Genomic DNA, 19,882 nt, shown 5'->3' with positions numbered 1-19,882 from the left:
CACAGACGATCGGCAGCATACCACTGACACTTTAGTTGATCGCAGGATTCCTTCACTTGGGCTGCGTGTCGAACCAGCCAGCCCGCCGGGCCTCCGGCCTTCACGTACCGGTGGCCGCTTGGTCAAGACTGATGAGCCAGATCGGCGCAAACGTCCTGTCAGACAATGCGCATATCGATGCTCAACTGTTCTGGCCTCGAAGACCAACACCCGGGACAGCGCAGCGGCCCCCACCAGCCGCGATCAGCCGATCAGAGAGCGACGTTGACCTTCCCGGACGACTGCTTCCGGCACTGCCGTCCGTATGATTCGGTAGCGATCCACCCGAAACGCGCCCAGCGGACCGTCACCCCTGCAACCATCGCACTCGGTGTCTGACGGTCACGCTGGCTAGGGCGCACGCTGAAGATCAGTTCCTAACGAGGCGGGGAAGGCGGAAGATCGGTGCGCTTGCGCATGGAAGTGACGAGGGCCCATGCCTGGACCATCTAACTCCACGAACGTGCCAGCTGACGCGCTCATAGATGGCCTGAATAAAAGTGCCAGCAGCGCCCCCAACTCGGCGCCGGCCTTCTTCCTCGGATCGCTGCGAATAAACAACTTCCGCGCGATCCGCGACGCGACATTCACCTTCCAGCCGGGCCTCAACGTCATCATCGGCGCGAATAACGCCGCCAAGACCGCCGCCATCGACGCGCTCCGCCTGCTGCTCGGCCTGGGCAGCTTCGAGAAGCGAGAAGACACCATCCGGCTACGCTCAACCGACGTATGCCTCGACGGCAGCGCTGACACGGCACCACGCCAAGTCACCCTCACCGCCGCCTTCTACGGCCGCAGTGACTCCGACCTGCCCGCCCAGTTCCTCGAGATGGCCTCCCCCGACGAGACCATCAAGCTCGGAAGCCCGCCAACCGAGTACACCACCTTCAAACTCCTGTACCGGGTGACCTTCGAATACAACACGATCCGAGGCCGGTACGAACCCGGCCGCGGCGAGCTACGCGGCGGACCCACCCTGATGAACCCAGTGCCGTACGACGTCATGGACTCCCTGAAGGCCGTCTACCTGGCGCCACTGCGCGACCTGATCAACGACCGAAGCCGCGTCGGTGCCGAAATCGAACGACTCATCATCAGCCACACCACCGACGAAAAAGTCGACAAACGCAAAGGCATCCCGGACGAGCTCCGCACGCTACTCAAACAACTCGTCGGGGAAGTCACCGACGGCAAGCACCACGCCGCCGCCAGCCGAAACCTCGCCGACTACGCCAAGCCCTACCAACTAGGCGACGACAGCCTGACCTTTGAACCCCAAGGCATCTCCGACGAGCTCTTCCGCACCATGGCACCCGTCTTCGCGCACTCCCTACACGGCGACAGCGGCCTACCCCTCAGCAGCAACGGCCTCGGTATCAACCAGCTGATCTACGCCAGCATCGTCCTGTCACGCCGCGGAGACGCCCCCGTCGACAAACACCTGCACCGCTTCTTCCTGATCGAAGAACCCGAAGCTCACCTACACCCCCAACTCCAAGACTCCTTCTTCCACGCACTCAACAAGATCACCGATCACCAAATCTTCGTCACCTCCCACTCGCCAACCATCACGGCAAAGACCGACCTCGACCGGATCATCGTGATGCGCCGCAGCACCGACAACGGACCCGCCACACCCCTACACCTCGCCGACCAATTCCGTAACCGCGACATCGACAAGCGCTACCTTCACAAGTTCCTCGACGTCTCCCGCTCCCAACTGCTGTTCGCCACCGGCGCCGTCTTCGTCGAAGGCGTCACCGAAGCCATGCTCATGCAGCGCTTCTCCGAGCTGATCGACCTCAACCTCCGCGACCGCGGCATCGAGATCGTCGTCCTCGGATCCGCATGGGGATTCGACCACTTCCGCCCCCTGTTCGCCGGCACGGAAGGCCCGTACCACCGCGCCGTCTTCATCACCGACGGCGACGAAGACCCCCAGACCGTTCCCGCCGACCACCACTTCTTCAGTGACACCACCGCCTCCCTCGACCAAGGCCTGGACACAGACGGTCAAACCGCCATCGCCCGCGGATACGGAACCCTCGAGTTCGGCCTACTACGCACCGCCATCGCCGGCAGCCCAAACACCGCCATGCACACGCTGCTGCGAAACGCACTCAGAAAAGCCGCCCCCAGCAGCGTCACGACAAATATGGAGGCCTACCTCGACGATTTCCTCGACGCCGACCGCCCATCACTTGCCTACCGGAAGATGAAGGCGAACAGCGCCGAAAATGACATCCCTCCGCAAGACTGGCGCGCGACCTGGCGGACGAACGCCTATTTCAAAAAGGTCAAATCCGAGTTCGCCTTCCACCTGTATGAAGCCCTAGCCGCCCTGCCCGACAACGAGGCAGCACGCTCCTTTACCGTCCCCCGCTACATCCGCGACGCCATCGCATATGTCACCGGACAACCCACCGCCAACACCACGCCGACGGCACAATGATGCCGCTCAACAACGAACAGCGCGCAGCACTCTGGGACCGCAACGGACATCCGATCGGTGGACACCGCATCCTGTCCGCACGCCCAGGCACCGGCAAAACCACAACTCTGACCAGCTACTGCGTCGACCTCGCCCAACGATGGGGCACGCACCACCAGCCATGGCAAGGCATCGCCATGCTGTCCTACACCAACGTCGCCAAAGACGAATTGCAAGACAAGATCCGCAAAATCGGCAAAGCCGCGACGCTCCTGCAAAACCCGCACTTCGTCGGCACCGTCGACGCCTTCATCAACCAACACATCTTCCTGCCCCACGGCACCAAAGCGATGAGCTCGACGGACAGCAACCGCCCCACACTGGTCGGCGAGCCCTACCAGCAATGGAAGAGCCCAACCGGCCTGGACAACAACCGACCCGACAACGCATACAAGACCATGTGGTTCGACTGCTACTCAGTCGGACTCCACGGCCAACCCTTCCGAATCGACAAAGAACCCCGCCCAGGCGTCGGACCCGCCAAAGAAGTCACCACCACTAGCACCGCTCGAATCCTCGCCATGAAGCAACACGTCTGGAAGCGCGGCCTCGCACTCCAATCGGACGCAAACTACCTCGCCTACCAGACCTTGAGCTCCTCACCAGCGCTCGCCCGGGCCATCACTCGACGCTTCCCCGTCCTCATCATCGACGAAGCCCAGGACCTCACCGAAATCCAGCACGCCATCGTCGACCTCCTCGTCGCAGCCGGCCTCGGACACGTCATCCTCGTCGGCGACGAAAACCAAGCCATCTACGAATGGAACACCGCCCGCCCCGAACTCTTCACCACCAAAGCCACGCCAACACCACCCTGGACGTCCGCATCGCTCACCCAGAGCTACCGTTGCAGTCCCGCTATATGCGAAACCATAACCACCCTCGCCGGAGACGGATCATCACTCGTGCCCTCCTCCGACGGGAAAAACAAAACCTATCCCGCACCCGTCATCATCCAGGCAATGACAACTACCGACGAAGCTGCGGAGGTTAATGCGGCCATCGATCAATTAGTCTCCAATCTCGCCGGCAAGACCCCGCACGACGGCAACCACGACAATGTCAAATCCCTTCTGATCCTCACCCGCGGATCACAGCACGCACGCCAGCTCGAAGCCAACTACTCGGGCATAACAACCACGCCATCACATCGCACCGTCTGGAAGCAGCCACTCACCCGCGACTTCTTGAAAGTCATCTACCATCTCTCCCTCCACAATCAATACGCCGCATTCGATGCCTACGAAAACCTACTACGAAAGATCGGCGGCCACACGACAATCAGCGAGATGCGAAACGCAGTGCGCACCGAATGGAACATCGCCGACGACGCGAGCACCGAATACCGGATCGCGCTCTTCGAAGACCTTGAAAAAATCAAGCAGAGAATGCTCGACCGGCCCTTCGGCAGGATCTCGGACTGCGTACAAATCCTCGACCTTCATCTCAAGGCAGTGACCGTCGCTCATGTCGCGGAATTCAAGCGAGACTGTGCTGACTTCAAAAGCGAGGCGAAGACGAAAGAAGATAGGCTTCTATCGGCGCTATTTGGTGTCCGCGAAGCGCGCCATTGGAAGCGCCACGAGCACCACTCTGACGTCCAATTAGCATTCGCCACGGCCCATGCGTCGAAGGGCGAGACTCACGATGCAGTACTACTCGTCACGAAGAAAACGGCAGGATCATGCGGTTGCCCCGAATCTGCGGCGGCCTGGCGAAAGATTTTCCAGCACCCAATGACCACCTGCGAAGCCAAACGAATCATATACGTCGCAATGTCACGAGCGGCACAAAATCTCATGATCCTCACTCCGGCTGGCGCAGATGCTCCCTGGCGCGCGCTAACGCCAAACGCTGCAACTCAGTGATTTCTAAGCGGTTAAAGCGCTGCATGGAGGTCATTGGCACGGAGCATGCACCGCATGAGCTACCAAATGACGGACCCGCCGCATGTCCCGCATTCCTGATGCTATTCCGGACCCGCATCAACGGCAACCTTGGTGCTCACGCCCGGAATCGAGGCTCGCGAATTACCTGCCAAGGCGTGGCGTCCTGCGTCGGCTAACGGCTCAAAATAAACGGGTGAGCGAGACGATATTCCGTCGGGCGGATCGAAACGACCTACGTCACCAGAAGTAGTCCAATGCTATGCCGTCAAGCACGGCTTGCCGTGTTGTCTGCAATTCGACGATGTCTACCTTTACCTCGCTCATGTCCAACGAGGTAAGAGGAAAAATCCAATAGTTATACACCGCGTTGACATCATCCTGGGTAACATCCGCTGACGGAAGTTCAAGCTCCCACGCCCTGTTCAGCACCCGATGATTGAGGGCGGCAAGATCGCCCCAGCGCGGGTCATCTAGCAGCGATGCACCCGACCACACGTCACGCACAGCGCTAAGACCCTGGCGGCTCGTGATCCCAGTAGCCCGAAGGGAAGCAACCAGCGTCGGCAACCGAGGCGACAGGAAAGCAATCTCCCCGTCAGTTGACGGACTACTCCACATCAAACCATCCTCGCCGTCCACCAGGTCGACGTACAAGGCGTCCTCGCGCTCAGCGAGCACCTCGTTCCGGAAGATCCAGTCCACATCATTCGGCCCGTCTAAATAGTGCGACCGGCGAGCCTGATCAACCCGAACACGGACCTCCCCCAGCGAGGCAGGACTACCGCTGTACGCCGTCGCGTAAAGACACCGCGCCAAATGCTGGTAGAACCGCTTGACCTGCTTCGACTGGCCCGCATGGTCGTTGTCATCCAACCGCACGAGGTCCAGAAGAATGAGCACCTTCGCCGCCTCCTCGATCGCGAAGGTGCCAATGACCTTGGCACCCCGCGGTCGATCAAGATCCTCAAGATACTTCGCGTCGGCAGCCAACCGCCGCACGTTGATTGCGAGCAGCTCAAGGCCCTCGGCGATGATGTCGAGGCGCCGCGAGTACGGCATCTCGAGGATGGCTGCAAGGCGACGCGGCTTCACCGCCCCAGGATCGCACCCCGCAACAGCAATAGCGATGCGATTACCACCCGGGCCGATCAACCGAACGGCACAGAATGCAGACCGTTGACCCGGCCGAGCCGCAAAGGAGGTACTCAGACTCCAAACCCGTCCGGAAACGGGATGCGAAGACCTCACGGCGGCAGTGCCGAACCTCAACGGCAGAGCAGCTCGGCCACCTTCCGAGCCGCACCATGCCCGCTACAACGCGTAGTCACTCTGCAACCCTCGGCCACTGACCGCGAGCGACCCGCCGCGCGCGACGATGGGCTCGTCAGGAAAAAATCGACGCGATACCGACCGCGAGGGCCACCGCACCCCCGGCAGCCGAACCACCCACGAGCACCGCTCGGGGAAGCCGGCGATCCTCGAGCCAAGACAACAACCCCGCCACCGTTCCGACGAAGACCACCCCGATAGCGACGACGACGATCCACAGGGCAACTAACTCGTGCGAACCCACCACGAAGCCTTTCTCACCAGATCGCCCAGAGCCCAATGCCCTCAGCGCAGAGAACCTTCACACGCCCTTCCCCCCATGGTCAGACCGTCACGTGACCGATCAACCCGCACAGGAAGCCAACGAAGCAAGCCTTCAACCTGCGCCTACCAGGCAAGACTCCTTTGCCTCCCCAGGTAGTGAACTTCTTGTGCGGGCCGATCGGTCACAATCTTTTTGGACAACAAAGTTCGCAGCTTCGACAAGGCGGGACAGTGAGCACACGAGACACCGAACGCCAACGAGCCCGAGCGAACAACCTCCAACGCAACGCCGACCGATACCGAGACGCAACACTGGCGCTACGCCAGGTCTACAGCGAAGGCCGCAGGCAACGAGCCCGCCTCCTGATTCGCCGCAGCCTCGTCAGGCGCGCCGTCGGCTGGGAGACCGCCCACGGCCCAACAGCGTCGCCGGCGTCGGCCCTCATCACCCAGAAGGGCTGGGCGCTGCACCTGTACCTCATCGCCATCTTCGAAGCCCAAACCCGCACCGCAACCGGAGCTGAAAGCCGCAACACGCGCCCGCTCTACACCACCGGAGAACAGCGCGGCTGGGCCGACTTACTGCCCGCGGTCACGGCAACCAAGAACACAGCGGCAGGCATGCGACGCCAACTCACCCGCGCACTAACCCAGCTCGCCCGCCACAACCTCATCGAACTGGCCGGCAAATCCGGTCTTCCCGACCGGTACGAAGGCTTTCGCCTACGCAACGAAGCCGGCACCGCCTACGAGGTCTGGAACCCCGGCGACTGGACACCCGGCCGCTACAGCGTCCCCGCTACGGACGACAACGAGTCACCAGACCCATTTCGCCCGCCAGCGGCAAAAGACGGACAGGTCGAAACGATCTCTCTGCCTGCATCATTCGTCCTGCAGGGCTGGGTTCACGTCCTCTCAGCTGCCGAAATCCTGACCTACCTGATGCTGCGAGACCTTGAAACCCGTTACCCCGACTCCTCCAAGCGCGGCGTCTTCGTCACCGAACCCAACCGCATCAGCTGGTACGCCGTCACCCGAGACGTCTACGAAAGCCACCGCCAACTCGCCGCGTTCGGCCTCATCGAACATCTTCCCGACCCCAACCGACGTGCCGACGGATCCATCCTGCGCAGACCCGGCGGCCGCACCCGTCTCGAGCCGCTGCGGTTCCGGACCCTGCCCGAGGGCCTCGAACAGCCGGCCGTCCGAACTGTGATCAGCGCTATCAGTACGAACTGACGCCCGAAAAGATTAGTTACGCGCCCTGCGGAAGTACACCGATGCCGCGATTCTCGCCGCCGAACGTCAAAGCAGGGCTTCCCAAATCTTTACGTCCGGGCGACTCGTGGCCTAAATTTAGGCCTGGCGGTATGATTTTTTCGGCAAGCTGACTTAAGGCTAGGTTCGCCTTTCGCCGCCGGGGGATAGCTGCGATCCTCATGGGCTGTCAAGTGGCCGGCGCCGTGGCTCAGATTGAGCCTCCAGTATCCTTTTCTCGGCGAATCCATGCGATGAACCGCAAATGGCCACGTGCTCTGCATGGTCAGGCCCTCCTTGCGGCTTGGAGAGTCAAACTGGATGGGGTGGCAGGCTCCGCACTTGATAGAGCGTGGTCACGTGCCTGGTCACAGGATTGATCAGCTTCTCCGGGATTGGTAGAAATCGGACGGCATAGCGCTGTCGTTGTGTCCGGTTCTGTGTATGGAATGACACAATTTGACCTTACTTAATCAAATCGTTATGGGACTGGCAGTGTGGGGGTCAGGGCCTCGGTAGCGTGGGGGTCAAGGCCTTACTGGACGTCTCTGTTTGAGAGCGTAGTAAACGTTTCTGCTGTCATGGGTGTTCGTAGTGTCGGCCTTCTCGACCTACTGTGCCGATGAGTTACCGGGATTGCAAACACTTGACAGGTCGGCGCTAGAATTGGGCCGGGCGTCTACATAGCAAGCGCAGGAAGAACGTTATCCGGCTGCGGTGGGCATAGCTGAATACCACGCGCTCGACGTTATTCTTCGGCTGGCCCGAGTCGCCGCCGTGATGCGCCGCCGACTCGCCACTGGCTGCCCGACGAAACGGCGATCCGCGCTTCGTCGCCCAGGCTCGCACGCGGAGTCGGGCGACGAAGGGGAGATCGTCAGCCGCGTCAGTTTTGCAACGGTGCTCTCGGGACGTCGGGGCGCGTCGCCAGCGGTGGTAGCAGCCGTTCCAGGCTGTCGAGCTGGTCTTGCTCGCCGTACGCGAGCAGGTGTCCGTAGATGTCGAACGTTGTTTTGATCGATGCGTGCCCGAGTCGCAGCTGGATCACGTAGAGGTCCCAGCCCGCGGTGATCAGGAACGCCACGTGTGAGTGCCTCAGGTCGTGAAACCGCAGCCCGGTGTGCAGCCGAGATGCGCATCCGCATGATGAGACGGCCCTGCGATGGGTCCGATCTGACGGTGCTGGTCGCGGTGGGTGTGCCTGACACCGCTGTGCGTCGGTCACCGCGGGCCCCCAGAACCGCCGCCGTAGATTGCTGGGGTTCCACGGCCCACCCTGCGGTGCTGCGAATACCAGGTCGTCGGGCTGTTTGTCTTCGATCAAGCACGCGAACAGCCGCAGTGTCGAGGCCGCCAAGGCGATCGTTCGCCGCGATCGTGCTGTCTTTGGCACACCGAAACCGCCGGCGCGTTGCAGCACCCGTTCCAGGCGGACGACTGGCCGCGCTGCATGAAGATCGACATCTTTGGCCCGTAAGCCCAGCAGCTCGCCCTGCCGCATCCCGGTCCCCAGTGCCGCCAGCACCAGGCCGCGCAGCTGCGGACCGCAGTGGTCGACGAGAATGCGAGCCTGCTCGCCGGTGAGGAACGCTGCCTCATACGGCGCCGGTCGGGGCAGGCCGTTGCCCCGCTGCCCGTGCGGACACGAGAGAGGGTTGTCGTCGCGCCATGCCGGGACCGCATCGCGCAACACTTGGCTTAGCACCTTCCAGGGCTTGCGCACGCCCGCGGGCGCCAGCTCGCGGGCCAAGACGGCTTTCCACGGGTCCAGGTGGTCGTACCGGGTGGATGTCCCCGACCCGCAGATCGCCGAGGTCGCGTGCCACCCGGTAGCGCAGCAGCCGCGCATATTCGGCGTGCGTGGCCGGCGACAGATCGATCTTGAGGCGGATCCACCGCTCGATCCAGTCCCGCAGAAGCGGTGTCTGCTTACGCGCCGACGCCCGGGCTGAGTCCGGGTCGATGGCTGCATACACCTGATCACTGTCGACCTGATGTTGCCGAGCTTCGATATACAGTTTCGCGGCCATCGCCTGGCGTTCCGAGGGGCCGCGGAACGTGCAGCATGGCTGCCGCCCTGCGAACCGCCACCGCAGGCACTACGAACTCCCACGTCTGCTCATGTGTGCCATGAGTCGAGCGTTTCTCGCGTGCTTGACCGCGGTGTACCTCCATCGGGGTCGCCGTTCGTGAGGGTGACCGTGTCGGATGCCGTTCGCGGGCTTCCTCGCCTCGGGCGAGGGATCGATGGTGTCACCTGAATGGGCCGCGGTGTCGGGTCTCCTGCTGGCGGGCGTCCGCTGATCAGGTGCGCCGGCTACCGGACGACGCGGCGCGGGCCGAGCTGGTCTAAAGCAGTCGGTGCGCCATCGCCGGACCCGGCGGGATCCGGCCGAGCCCGGGTCGGCGAGCAAATGTTCTGCCAACGAAGTCTGTCCGTGCGCGATTGAACATCGTCCGTGGCGAACCGAAGGTGACGGCACTGCCACCGCTTCTTGGCGCGCAGCGGTGCCCACACCGGTTCCGGTCGGCTGTCACGACGCTGAGGGCGGTTGAACGGGGTGATGTCTGGCTTCACGCTGTGTCACCGGGCGATTGACCCGCAAGGCGAGGATTGCGGCACCAGAGTGCGTTCGGGCATAGATCGCTAACTGATAGATTCGCCGAGGCCATTGTGATCTAGGGCCGCTGTCAGCTCGATAACCGCCATATCGGGCTCCAAGTTAGCTAGGCCCGTCAGCAGTCTTTTGTTAATCGGTGAAGGCCAGAGGATTAATGTCGTCTTTGCCGGCCAGCGGACATCAGCGGTAAGCAGCACACTGGTAGCCACCAGGTACTCTCCCCTGCCTAGTCCCTCTAAGGTCAATTTACGTTCTTCGAAGCTATTTGATCCACTGATTAGAGAACCCGGGCTCTGGACCGCGCCCCTGAGATGTTCGGCTATGTAGTTGGCGTCTGTCACAGTGGCAGCAACTACGACGCATCGCTTGCCTGCCTTAATAAGGCGCCCAAGGACCTGGTCTAACGCCTCAAGTCGTGAGTCTGACACGGCAAGGTTGTCCATGCGATCAAGAATGCTCCATACCACTTCAGAGAGGTTTTCCTTCTCAGAAAGATGCGCCGCGGCGGTCAATAGTCGCGAATGCAGCACGGGCAAGCTGTCGCTTGCGAGAGCGAGAGCAGCGCCGGCGCGAGATGAGTATTGCTCTAATGCTTCGACGGCTGCGTCGCGCAGCCGCCGCTCGTGGCGGGTCTCCTCGTAATAGAAGCGCACCAAGGGAATGGAATGGATTTCAGCGTCGCTTTGCGTTGGCACAGTAAAGATGGTCGACCATTCCGCCCAAGCATCTTCATGGTGATCCATAAGAGCAACGGCGCGCCGCGCCCGGAAATTTACTTCTTCCGCCTGGTCGGCGAACGCACTCAACGGGTGATCGTGAATGACCAATTCGAATTCTATCCCCATGAGCGCCCGCTGATTTAGTCGGTGCCGGGCCGCTGCGTAAGTAGTAACAATGACCCCATTGGGGGGCGCGGATCCTCGCTCAAGGAGGCTTAGTGCCGCACTAGCGCCAGTAAGCACCAGCACGGGCTTCACTCCGGCAGCCGTTAGCCGATCCGCCCACTGCGCCGCAAGGTCATGACGCGTAACCAGAATGAGTCCAAGTGATTCGCCCGAGATCTCCCGCAATAAAATTTCAAGCGGGCGCCGAATGCCAGATCCTGGAGGTGCGATGATGGTGCCGAATCGAGGGCCCGCTGGATCGCGAAGTTTGTCCAGAATTTCCTGTTGATATGCGTGCAGGAGGATCACTGTGTACCGCCCCTGATCATTACTCTACGCCGAACCCACCCAAGGACCCCGACAAGTTTCTCCATATCATCCGAGGATATCTCGTCTCGGAAGTGGAAAACCTTGTTTCTAATTTCACGTACCGGTTCGAATGTGATGCGCACGATGTCGCGATTTTTGCCAAACCGCAGCTGAAAATACTGTCCGAAATTGGCACCGTTGAGCAAAATGGAAAGCAACTCGCCCATGGTCAAATCTTCGAGTCGGGCATTAGGTCGGTCCGCGCCTGCCGGAAATGACGCCGCGATCAGTTCCGTCAATATTTCAGATGTGCAAGCCGAACGCATCAAATCACGTATACCTAATTCGATGTCCTGGAGTAGGACGAAGGGCTGGGTCCTGCGCCAAAGAAACCGACTGACGTCGGCTGGTGTGACGATCGCCAAAAGTTGGTCCTCGTCGCCGACCAGAAAAGAGTTTCCAGACTCGACGAAAGCCAGCGCCTCCCCGAGCTCCTGCGAGGCTCGATAGAAGCGAAAGTCCTCTAGAAGGTCCTCGACCACCGAGGTAAGGGGGCTGCGGTTGCGGAGATGCGGCAGCCCAGCAGCCAACGACCTATAGGTAAAAACACCAATCACCCGGTTGCGACTCGTAACCACCGGTAACTGGTCGTAATCGTGCGCTTGCATGATTGCAAGGGCATCGCTCACCTTGGTGCCGACGGATACAGTCAAGAGATCCTGATCATTAGGGACAAGTTCGCCAACTCTCGCAAACCTCGGTGCCCTGAGCAATGCCGCAGAGGAGTCGGCTACTACGTCCACGCGCTCGACCCCTCCTCTTTCGAAGTTGAATACTACCGGGCACTGTGTCGCACCACAGCTCGGCTGTGGCGCTCGCCTGACAGGGGGCAGCGCGGTCGCAGCGAGACGCACTCGCATCGGCGAAGTCGCGCACCAAGCAGCACCCCCGAGGGATGCGGCGAGCGCCGCGCCGACGAGGAATTCGAGGACCGGTTACCCCTCTACCGACGCTGACGTTACCTACGAGGGCACCCTGCAACGTGTCACCAGGGTCACGGTCGCCAGGGCCGACTCGGCGAAGGCCGTGGCCGCTACTGCCCCAGCGTCGACGGACCTCTCACGATTGGGAGCCAGGCACCAGGGCGGTGCCGGGGCTCGCTGTATGTAACGGCAGGGGTGGCGTCAGGTGAGACGTTCTCACCTTCATGGGGCTGCACTATCGATCGGAGCGAGACGATACGGCAGTTCGGGGTATAGCCGAGGACCATCTGGGGTGACGCTGTCTCAGCGGGCTGCCTCCGGTGACGATTCGTGGTGTGTCTGAGTGCCCAGCACGTATTCGGCCGCCAGGCTGGCCAGATGCAGTGGCATCGGCAGGCTGGTTCCGTCGTCGTATTGCAGGTTGGCCCAGCGCAATTGATGAGCGATGCCAGCCCAGACGCGGGGGTCGTCACCGGGTTGGATCGCGGCGACGGTCATTTCGATCATGCGGGCGTTCCAGACCTCGGCGCCCGGCAGCGGCGGAACCTCCACCGTTTCGGGTTGCTCGCCGTTGCGAGGGCGTGGCGTGAACGTCGTCGAGTCGGCTTTGGACACGGTGTGCCGGGCGCTGCTGGCTTGTGCTGGTTTGTCGGTGGTGCTGGCGAAGACGCGGTCGCCGTGCATGTGCCACAGGCCGCCGGCCAGGCCCCATCCGTCTTTCTCGTCAGCGCCGACTCCCCAGACATCGGGTACTTCCAGGCGCTCCCCGAGGTCACGCACCCGCACGTGCCGTAGCCCGGTGCCGGCCACGGCGCGGTCGTCGATCTGGTCGAAGGCTAGGTTGCCGTTGCCTATGAACGGCCAGTCGGGACGTAGGTTGGCGGTGTCGGTTAGCAGTAGCGTGTCACCGCGCAGGGCGGTGACGTCACGCAGGCGCTCGGTGATGAAGTTGTGGACGTAGCCGTGGTTTTCGTCGGTTCGCGCCTCGATGTCGAAGCGCCCGTCGCGGGCTAGCTGGGCTAGGCCGTCACGGTAGGTCATCCAGTCGGGGAAGTTTGGTGCGATCAGCTGGGGTGCTTGTTCGCCGGTCGCATCGATGTACACCATGACGGGGACTTTGCGGCTGATGGCTCGCCGCCGGGTCTTGTTGACCCGCACGACCCAGATCGCCAGATAGTGCAGCCTTTCCGGCAGCGACATGTGGCGGATCTTCACCTGGGGTGGCACGAGCAGGACACCGAGCTGGCGCAGCAGGTCATGCCAGGTGCGGCTGATCCGTTCCCGGTCGGCGGGTTCGCCGGTGGGGGAGTAGGCGAATTGGGTGGTGCGGCCGGTGTTGGCGTGTGCCAGCCGGAAAGCCGGTTTGACGTCTTCGATGGGGCGGCGCTTGAAGTAGTCACGGTGGTGAACTTCGACGATGCTGGCCACAACGGTGCCCGGTGTGCTGGTCAAGGTGCGCTCGATGTGCCCGGCGCGGTGCAGCAGCGCCGCCTCGACGGCCGGTGCCGCTGCCTGGGCCGGGATGGCGATCCGGTCGGCGTGCTCGCCGATGATGGTTCGGCTACTCATCTGCAGCGTTGTGGTGCCGATCTGCCAGGTGGGGCCTGTTGCTGTGCTGGTCGCCGTGCCAAGGTCGCGGCTGATCGCATCCGTGACCTTGGCTGGCAGGAGTGAGTCCTGCCAGTGGTGAACTTCAACGACGATCGTGGTGGTGCCAGACAGGCCGTCGGCGAGTTTGGTGAGCCCGGCTCGGATCAGCGGCGCATATTTGCCGGGGAGTGCGGCCAGCGCGGGCGCCGGATCGGCGCCGGTTGCTTCGGCTTCGTCGCGGATCTTTTTGCGTTGCTGTGCCGCTGCCCGGTCATGAGTGTTCTTGACGATCTTCGGTGAGGTCGCGAACGCTCGGACGCCGAAGACGCGACGGAACGGCTCGTCGGGGCGTATCCAGCGGGCAAGGGTGGTGGCGGTCCAGTCGAACAGTTCGCGCCGTTCACGTACCGACAGGCCCGGTTCGGCTTGGTGTCTGCCGAGGTCGTTGCGGAACACGATGGCGGTGCAGTTGTCGCGGGTGGACGCGGACAGGTAGGTGCGTGGCTGCCGGGCTAGGTCGTCAGGGTCGGGTAGTGCGGGCCGCAGCGCAAGGTGGTCGAGGACAGGGTGAAGTCGCTCGGTCCAGTCGGTTCCGCGGCCGGGGCGCCAGCGGACGCCGATGCGGGCGAAGGCCCGGGACCGGCCGGTGTCGTCCAGCAGCGGGTGTGAGCGCAGCAGGTACACGCTGCTGTCGCTGGTCGACGGCAGCATCGCCCGCTGGTATGCCCAGCGCCGGATCCCGAAATGGGCGTAGACAACCGGGTCGGGCCGGCCGGCGACGGTCTGCACCGTCAGCGTCGTCTTGTACGAGAACGGGATGTCTTCGGCGGTGGGTGGCCATGAGACGGCGTCGGCGCCGGTGTCGGTCACTGACCGGCGGAAGTCGACGGGCGCGCCGGGGCCGTGATCCCAGCCGGTAACGGTGGACAGTTCAGTGACCAGCAGGTGGGGGAGAAGGTCGTACAGGATGGTGGCTGGTTTCGCGGTGGTGTTGCCGTCGATGGTGGTGGCGGCTTCGGCGATGTCGAGTTTGCGGGGCTCCCAGACGAATTCGTTCCAGCCGGGTGCGCCGGGCTGCACGGCGGCGAGCGCTTCGCGGAGCAACCGGTGATCCTCGGGGGTGTGGCCGCTGTTTTTGCCGAGTGTGTGGATCCAGGCGCGGATGATGCGGGCGATACCGTTGGTGTCGATCGGTGTTGTCGCGTACAGCCAGTCTTCGCCGTTCCAGTCGGCTCGGGCCGGGGCAGGGCGGATCAGATCCGGGGCGAGTAGGGCTATGGCGTCGTTGAGGGATCTGACGGGCAGCTGCCGGTATCGTTGCGGGTCTCCGCGCTGGCTGGAGCGGAACACATCAAGCAGAGGTTGTTTCCACGCGGCGGGGTAGCGCAGGGCGTGGTAGCTGACAGGTTCGACCTCGTCGAGGTTGAGGCGGAAACTGGTCGAGCGCAGGTGCTGGTAGGTGGTCATAGCGGGGCCTCTTCCAGGGCGGACAGTGCCTGGTACAGCGGTTCGTAGAGCAGCTTGACCAGGTGTGTGTCGGGGTCGGTGCCGGGCGGGCCGGTGAAGTACGGGGCGAGCACGGATTGCATGCCGGTGATGAGGCTGACGGCCTCGTCATCGGCGTCGGGGCGGAGCTTCATCCGCTGCGGGGCGAATTTCGCGTCGCAGAAGTAGACGTGGGCGGGGCAGCCGCCGCGGACGAGACGGCCGATCACTTGCCAGATCCCGACGAGCTGCGTCCAGGTCATCGCGTCCTTGGTGTCGCCTTTGAGAGCGCTGTAGGCCAAGGGGCGGCGCAGCCAGCTTCGCCACATGCCTTGGGCTTCGTGCCGCAGCGCGCGTGCACAGCAGGCCAGGTCGGTGCGGTTGTCGTCGCCGACGGCAGGCAGGTTGTTGTTGATCTGGCGGATCGCCCAGGCGTTCATGGTCTGGGTGACGTAGTCCAGGTCGTCGGGGCGTGGGTGGGGGCGTACGAGGAAGAATGCCGCGCCGATCGCGGCCCGGTGCTCGTCGGTGAGGATGTTGTGGCCGCGTTCCATGGCCAGCAAGGGTGCGACGAGCACGGTCGCGCCGGTGGAGTACAAGGTTTCGACTTCGCCGCGGGGTAGTGCCGTGGCTCCGGTGGGGGTGAGCCAGTCGGTGCCGAAGTCCCGGTCGTCGGGGATGAGGTAGCGCACGTGGGCGCGTAGTCGTTCGTTGGTGTGGGCGACCATCTCGGCGACGACGCGTGCTTCGTCGTAGTTGCCGACCAGCAGCAGCGCCCGTCGGCGGGTGGGGTCATCAATGAGGTTGAACGCCGCTTCCAGCCGGCTGGCCCCCAGGCGCGGGGCGGCCAGGGCGCGGGCCATGCCTTGCAGGTTGCGTTGCCGGGCTTGCCGGTTCGAGATTCCGGAGACCACGTACGGTTCACCGGGCCGGTCCGGCGGGAACAGCGGCATGGTGAAGAAGCGGCTGTCGTCGATGGCGGCGACTTCGCGGCTGGGTCCCCGCAGGACAACGTCGACCGGATGGTCGATGTGATAGCGGGGGGAGTTTTTGGCCCAGCTGGTTCCTGACAGCAGCAGCACGTTCGGGCCGTGTACTCCGTCGGCGCGGAACAGGTCGGGAAGGCCGAGCAGGATGAATCGGCCTACGCCGGCGTAGCGGAAGAAGGACAGCTGACCGCCGGATTCGCTGCTGTCCTCGCCTGGCCGCTGGGACCGGTCGTCGGCGCGGTATCGGAAGCCGAGGACGTTGCCCATGGGGGAGTCGGGGATGACCGGGGTGAAGTCCTGTGGCGGCCGGTGGAACATCAGTGGGCTGGCGCCGCGCAGGTCGAGACGTCCTTCGACGGTGCTCCAGCGTTCGATGACCGTGTCGAGCTGGTCGGCGAGCACCGTGGTGACGACCAGCAGCTCTAGTCGTAAAACGTGCCGGGTTTCGATATCGGAGGGCATGCTGTCGGCGGCGCGCCGAGGAGTCCGTTTGTTGCGGGTCGCGGTGTTGGCCGGGGTCTGTTGCGGGTCTGGGGCGGTCATCGGTATTTGCCGCATCCACGCGCGGATCGCCTGCTGCCGGGTCGCTTCGTCGGGCAGGTGCAGGGTTTTGACGAGCTCTACGAGTGCGGCTGCAGCCCGGTTGGCGGTGGTCCGGCTGCGCCGGCCGAGTGGGTCGTCGAGGAATAGGTCGAACGCCTTACGCAACGCATCCGGTAGAGCGGTGCCGCCGTCGAGCAGCGAAGGCTGATCTTTAGTGCCGGCGCTCAGGCGGGGATTCCATTCGTCGCGCAGTTTCGCTGACAGGGTGAAGCCGGTGAAGTAGTCCTCACCCATCCAGTCGCGCAGGTAGGGGCCGGATCGTCCGGTGAGCAGGTTGTACAGCAGGTTGGTGGTGATCCGGACCAGGTTGAGGCTGGAGATCCATGCCAGCACAGCGCTGTCTTGCAGTTGGGCGAGCTGGCTGCGTCCCAGCTCCCGGTCGACGCGACTCCACAGGTCGGTCAGCCAGGACTCGTTGGCGCCGATGAGGGTCTGCGACGGGCTGAACATCGAGTCGAGCTGTGCCTGCACCTGGTCGGCCTCGTCGACCATCACCAGATCGCTGGTACGCCATACGGCCTCCAGGTATCGCATCCCCTCGGCGTTGAGCTGCCGCGGCACCCGGGTCTGGATCAGGCTGGCGGTCGTGGCCACCCACAGGCGGGCGGTGACCAACGCGCGCGGCGCCTCATACCGCTGGCAGTTGCCCCACAGCGGACATCCTCGAACACCTTCGGTGCGCTGCTGGGCTTGCTGCTCATCGGGTGGCCGACGCAGGCTGCGGCAAGGGGCTTGATTGATCGGCCACGGCACCGCGCTGTCGGTGCGTAGCCCGTCGAGAGCGCAGACGGTGCTGACCCACCGATAGCCGGAGTGTTGCGGGCGTAGCGGCGGGTGCCCAGTGCGGGCATCGAGCCGGTGGATGCGCTCGACGTGGGTGCGCCGGTTCGATTCGCCCAGCACCGGGGCGGCATGGTCAGCGCCGGCGGCCTGGTCGCGGTCGGTGCCGGTGAGCCGGTTGAACAACTCGACCATCCGCAGAGCCGCCGTGACGTCACCGACAACGATGGTGGCTCGCTTGTCCTGTATGACCGTGAGATGCCAAGCCAGCACGGCGACGAGAGTGGTCTTGCCGACGCTGAGCATCCCGGCCATGTGCAGCAGTCCGTCGATGGTGAACGCGTCGCCGGCGGCGAAGCTGTTGTCCGACTGCCGGACCTCGAAGATCAGCCGGCCGATGAGCGATGCCCAGTCCTTGCCGGGCTCGCCGGGCGTGGTATCGGCTTCGGCATCGTCCATCGCGCGTGCTGCGGCAAGCAACTCATCGCGGGTCACGGTGATGGGGGCGCGGCTTGTGGGCAGCGCCAGGTTGTGGCCGCGCACCGGTGCGGCAAGCGGTAGCCAGCGGGGGATGCGAACACTGCTGCGGTTGCGGCTGGCAACGATCACGTATTCGCCGGCTCCGGCGGCGGTGATCGCGTCACGGTCATGCACGGGCGGCTGAGCCAGCGCGTCGTCGTAGTCTTTCCACCGGCGGGTGACCATAGTGACGTCACGTGGTTCGAACGACCTGTCCGAGTTGATCCGAAAGCCCCGGATCTCTAATGGTGCTTTCTCGTAGAGTGCCAGGACCCGGGTGAAGTCGTAGGGGCTCTTCACGCCTGTCAGCTGGAACCGGGCAATTAATATTGCTCGCAGATCTTCGTCGCTGAGGTCGGCGCCGCAAGCCTGCGCCACCGGGTATCCGTTGAGTAGGCTCCATCCCGCCTCGACCGGTGCGCTCGGGGCTACACGTTTGAGCAGCACCAGCGCCAGCTCGACTTCGGCGATAGCCTCGGCCAGTTTGTCGTCATCGTCGCCTGCGAGCGCGTTGCGCAGGTCGGATACCAGCCCGGCGCGCCAACTCGTGCGTGACCTCACTGCGGCTCACCTCGCAACGCGAGCAGATCTTCGCGCAGGAACGTCTTCTCGGTGCGCACGACGATGCCGTTGGCCGCGAGCTCCGGGACCAGGTTGGTCACCAGCTGCACATAGCCGGGCCGGCCACGGGTCCGTTCCCGGTCGATGACCACGAACACCTTGTCGGCCCAAGCCGGGACCGGTGGCAGACGTCGCCGCAATCGGCGGGCCAGCAATGCGGGATTGCGCCATGATTTGACGTCGACGGCCCACCACCGGCCCGGCTGCTGCGGGACTGGGATCCGGATGTCGCACAGATCGAACTGAGGGTAGGCCTCCGGGTTGTACTTCTTGTCGATCAGCCATCCCAGCAAACGCAGCTCGGCCCGTCCCGGCCCGGTCACAAAGGTCCGCAGGCCGCGGCTGACTGTCCAGATCTCGGAACCGGCCGGGAACTGCCGGCCAGGCCGGTATGTCAGGCGGGCACAGTCGTCCTCGACGCAACGCCAGCCGTGCGGCGTCGGCACGCTCAACGTGCAGCACCGGCCGCACGCTTGGAAGAATCCACCAGCTGCCAGATGCAGACCGGGACGTTCATAAGCCTGCAGAACGAACGCTGCCAGCGGGGCAAGCCGGTCGCGGCTGCGGACATCGAGCAGTTCATCGCCGGTCAGGACCGGCTCTTCGACCATCAGCCGCCGAAACGCCACATACGCCTGCTGGTCCTGCATGTCGCGGCACCAGTGCAGCACGTCGAGCACCACGCGCCGTTCGGACAGCTCCGCCTCGACGTCGTCAACGTCCAGCGCCCATTCCTGGCACAGCCGAGTGGGAGTGCCGCTGGTCAGTAATACGTCGCCGTCGCCGGCGAGTTCGGGGGATAGCCGCAGCGGCCAGTTCGACAGCGGTTGGTGTGCCAGCTCGAGTAGTTCAGCGACACCTGACGGTGGTCGTAGGCCGCGGACGCGGCACGACACCGTCATGCGGTTGACGGCCCTCTGCAGCGGAGCCGGGTACGGGATACGGACCATCCCGTCGGCCTGGACACGCTCGGCCAGCCGTGCCAGCCCACTGGCCACCAAATGCAGGATGTCTTCGTCCCACGAGGCGACAGGATCATGTTGCGGCAACGTCAAGCTCACGCGACGCAACGTAGCGACGGTAGTTGTCGGCAAACCAGGGCTGCCGACACTTACCACTCAAAAGGAGTGTCGGCGCTTTGTTGCTGTTGACTTCGGCGCGGTTTCGTGTGTTTGGCGTGGTCGAGTGTGACCGTGTTGTGCGGCGAAGGATCGAGGAGAGTTCGGAGG

Annotated in this window: 11 protein-coding genes; 3 read left to right on the top strand and 8 right to left on the bottom strand. The window is 63.5% G+C overall.

What is annotated here, in order from left to right:
• The first annotated feature begins 502 nt into the window (after window positions 1–502).
• On the top strand, window positions 503–2,491 hold the full coding sequence (locus tag ACH442_RS44015; protein WP_396344140.1) for an AAA family ATPase: 1,989 nt from the start codon (window positions 503–505) through the stop codon (window positions 2,489–2,491).
• Complete coding sequence (locus ACH442_RS44010; RefSeq protein ID WP_396344138.1) at window positions 2,488–4,398, top strand: UvrD-helicase domain-containing protein; 1,911 nt, start codon at window positions 2,488–2,490, stop codon at window positions 4,396–4,398. Before ACH442_RS44015 ends, ACH442_RS44010 begins: the two co-directional genes overlap by 4 nt.
• A 258-nt stretch (window positions 4,399–4,656) precedes the next feature.
• On the opposite strand, the gene ACH442_RS44005 is transcribed toward ACH442_RS44010, so the two are convergent.
• Entirely contained in the window at window positions 4,657–5,511 is an 855-nt protein-coding gene (locus ACH442_RS44005) for an AbiV family abortive infection protein (RefSeq protein ID WP_396344137.1), read from the bottom strand.
• Between the two features lie 292 nt (window positions 5,512–5,803).
• Complete coding sequence (locus ACH442_RS44000) at window positions 5,804–5,992, bottom strand: hypothetical protein (RefSeq protein ID WP_396344136.1); 189 nt, start codon at window positions 5,990–5,992, stop codon at window positions 5,804–5,806.
• 251 nt (window positions 5,993–6,243) lie between these two features.
• Between ACH442_RS44000 and ACH442_RS43995 the strand changes: the two genes are divergently transcribed.
• Entirely contained in the window at window positions 6,244–7,251 is a 1,008-nt protein-coding gene (locus ACH442_RS43995) for a hypothetical protein (RefSeq protein ID WP_396344135.1), read from the top strand.
• Window positions 7,252–8,155: 904 nt separating this feature from the next.
• Here the strand turns inward: ACH442_RS43995 and ACH442_RS43990 are convergent.
• From ACH442_RS43990 to ACH442_RS43965, 6 genes are all read right to left on the bottom strand, one after another.
• Window positions 8,156–9,019 carry a tyrosine-type recombinase/integrase gene (locus tag ACH442_RS43990; RefSeq protein ID WP_396344134.1) on the bottom strand — a complete coding sequence of 288 codons (864 nt, stop codon included), beginning with the start codon at window positions 9,017–9,019 and terminating at the stop codon, window positions 8,156–8,158.
• Window positions 9,020–9,916: 897 nt separating this feature from the next.
• Window positions 9,917–11,083, bottom strand: a complete 1,167-nt coding sequence (locus tag ACH442_RS43985) for a hypothetical protein (protein WP_396344133.1) — start codon at window positions 11,081–11,083, stop codon at window positions 9,917–9,919.
• Window positions 11,080–11,886 (bottom strand): CBS domain-containing protein, encoded by an 807-nt coding sequence (locus ACH442_RS43980; protein ID WP_396344132.1) that lies wholly within the window; start codon window positions 11,884–11,886, stop codon window positions 11,080–11,082. The genes ACH442_RS43985 and ACH442_RS43980 overlap by 4 nt, the downstream gene beginning before the upstream one ends.
• Window positions 11,887–12,369: 483 nt before the next feature.
• A complete protein-coding gene (locus ACH442_RS43975; RefSeq protein WP_396344131.1) occupies window positions 12,370–15,123 on the bottom strand; it encodes a pPIWI_RE module domain-containing protein in 2,754 nt (917 codons plus the stop codon).
• Window positions 15,120–18,593 (bottom strand): hypothetical protein, encoded by a 3,474-nt coding sequence (locus ACH442_RS43970; RefSeq protein ID WP_396344130.1) that lies wholly within the window; start codon window positions 18,591–18,593, stop codon window positions 15,120–15,122. Before ACH442_RS43970 ends, ACH442_RS43975 begins: the two co-directional genes overlap by 4 nt.
• Window positions 18,590–19,714 carry a hypothetical protein gene (locus ACH442_RS43965; RefSeq protein WP_396344129.1) on the bottom strand — a complete coding sequence of 375 codons (1,125 nt, stop codon included), beginning with the start codon at window positions 19,712–19,714 and terminating at the stop codon, window positions 18,590–18,592. The genes ACH442_RS43970 and ACH442_RS43965 overlap by 4 nt, the downstream gene beginning before the upstream one ends.
• Between the last annotated feature and the right edge of the window lie 168 nt (window positions 19,715–19,882).

Source organism: Actinoplanes sp. NPDC020271, from assembly GCF_044388125.1.
Lineage (GTDB): Bacteria > Actinomycetota > Actinomycetes > Mycobacteriales > Micromonosporaceae > Actinoplanes.
This window is presented reverse-complemented; position numbering and strand designations above follow the sequence as displayed.

Excerpts from the sequence above, each read along its gene's own strand:
- ACH442_RS44010 (WP_396344138.1), top strand. The coding sequence starts at position 2,488 with ATGATGCCGCTCAACAACGAACAGCGCGCAGCACTCTGGGACCGCAAC.
- ACH442_RS43975 (WP_396344131.1), bottom strand. The coding sequence starts at position 15,123 with ATGACCACCTACCAGCACCTGCGCTCGACCAGTTTCCGCCTCAACCTC.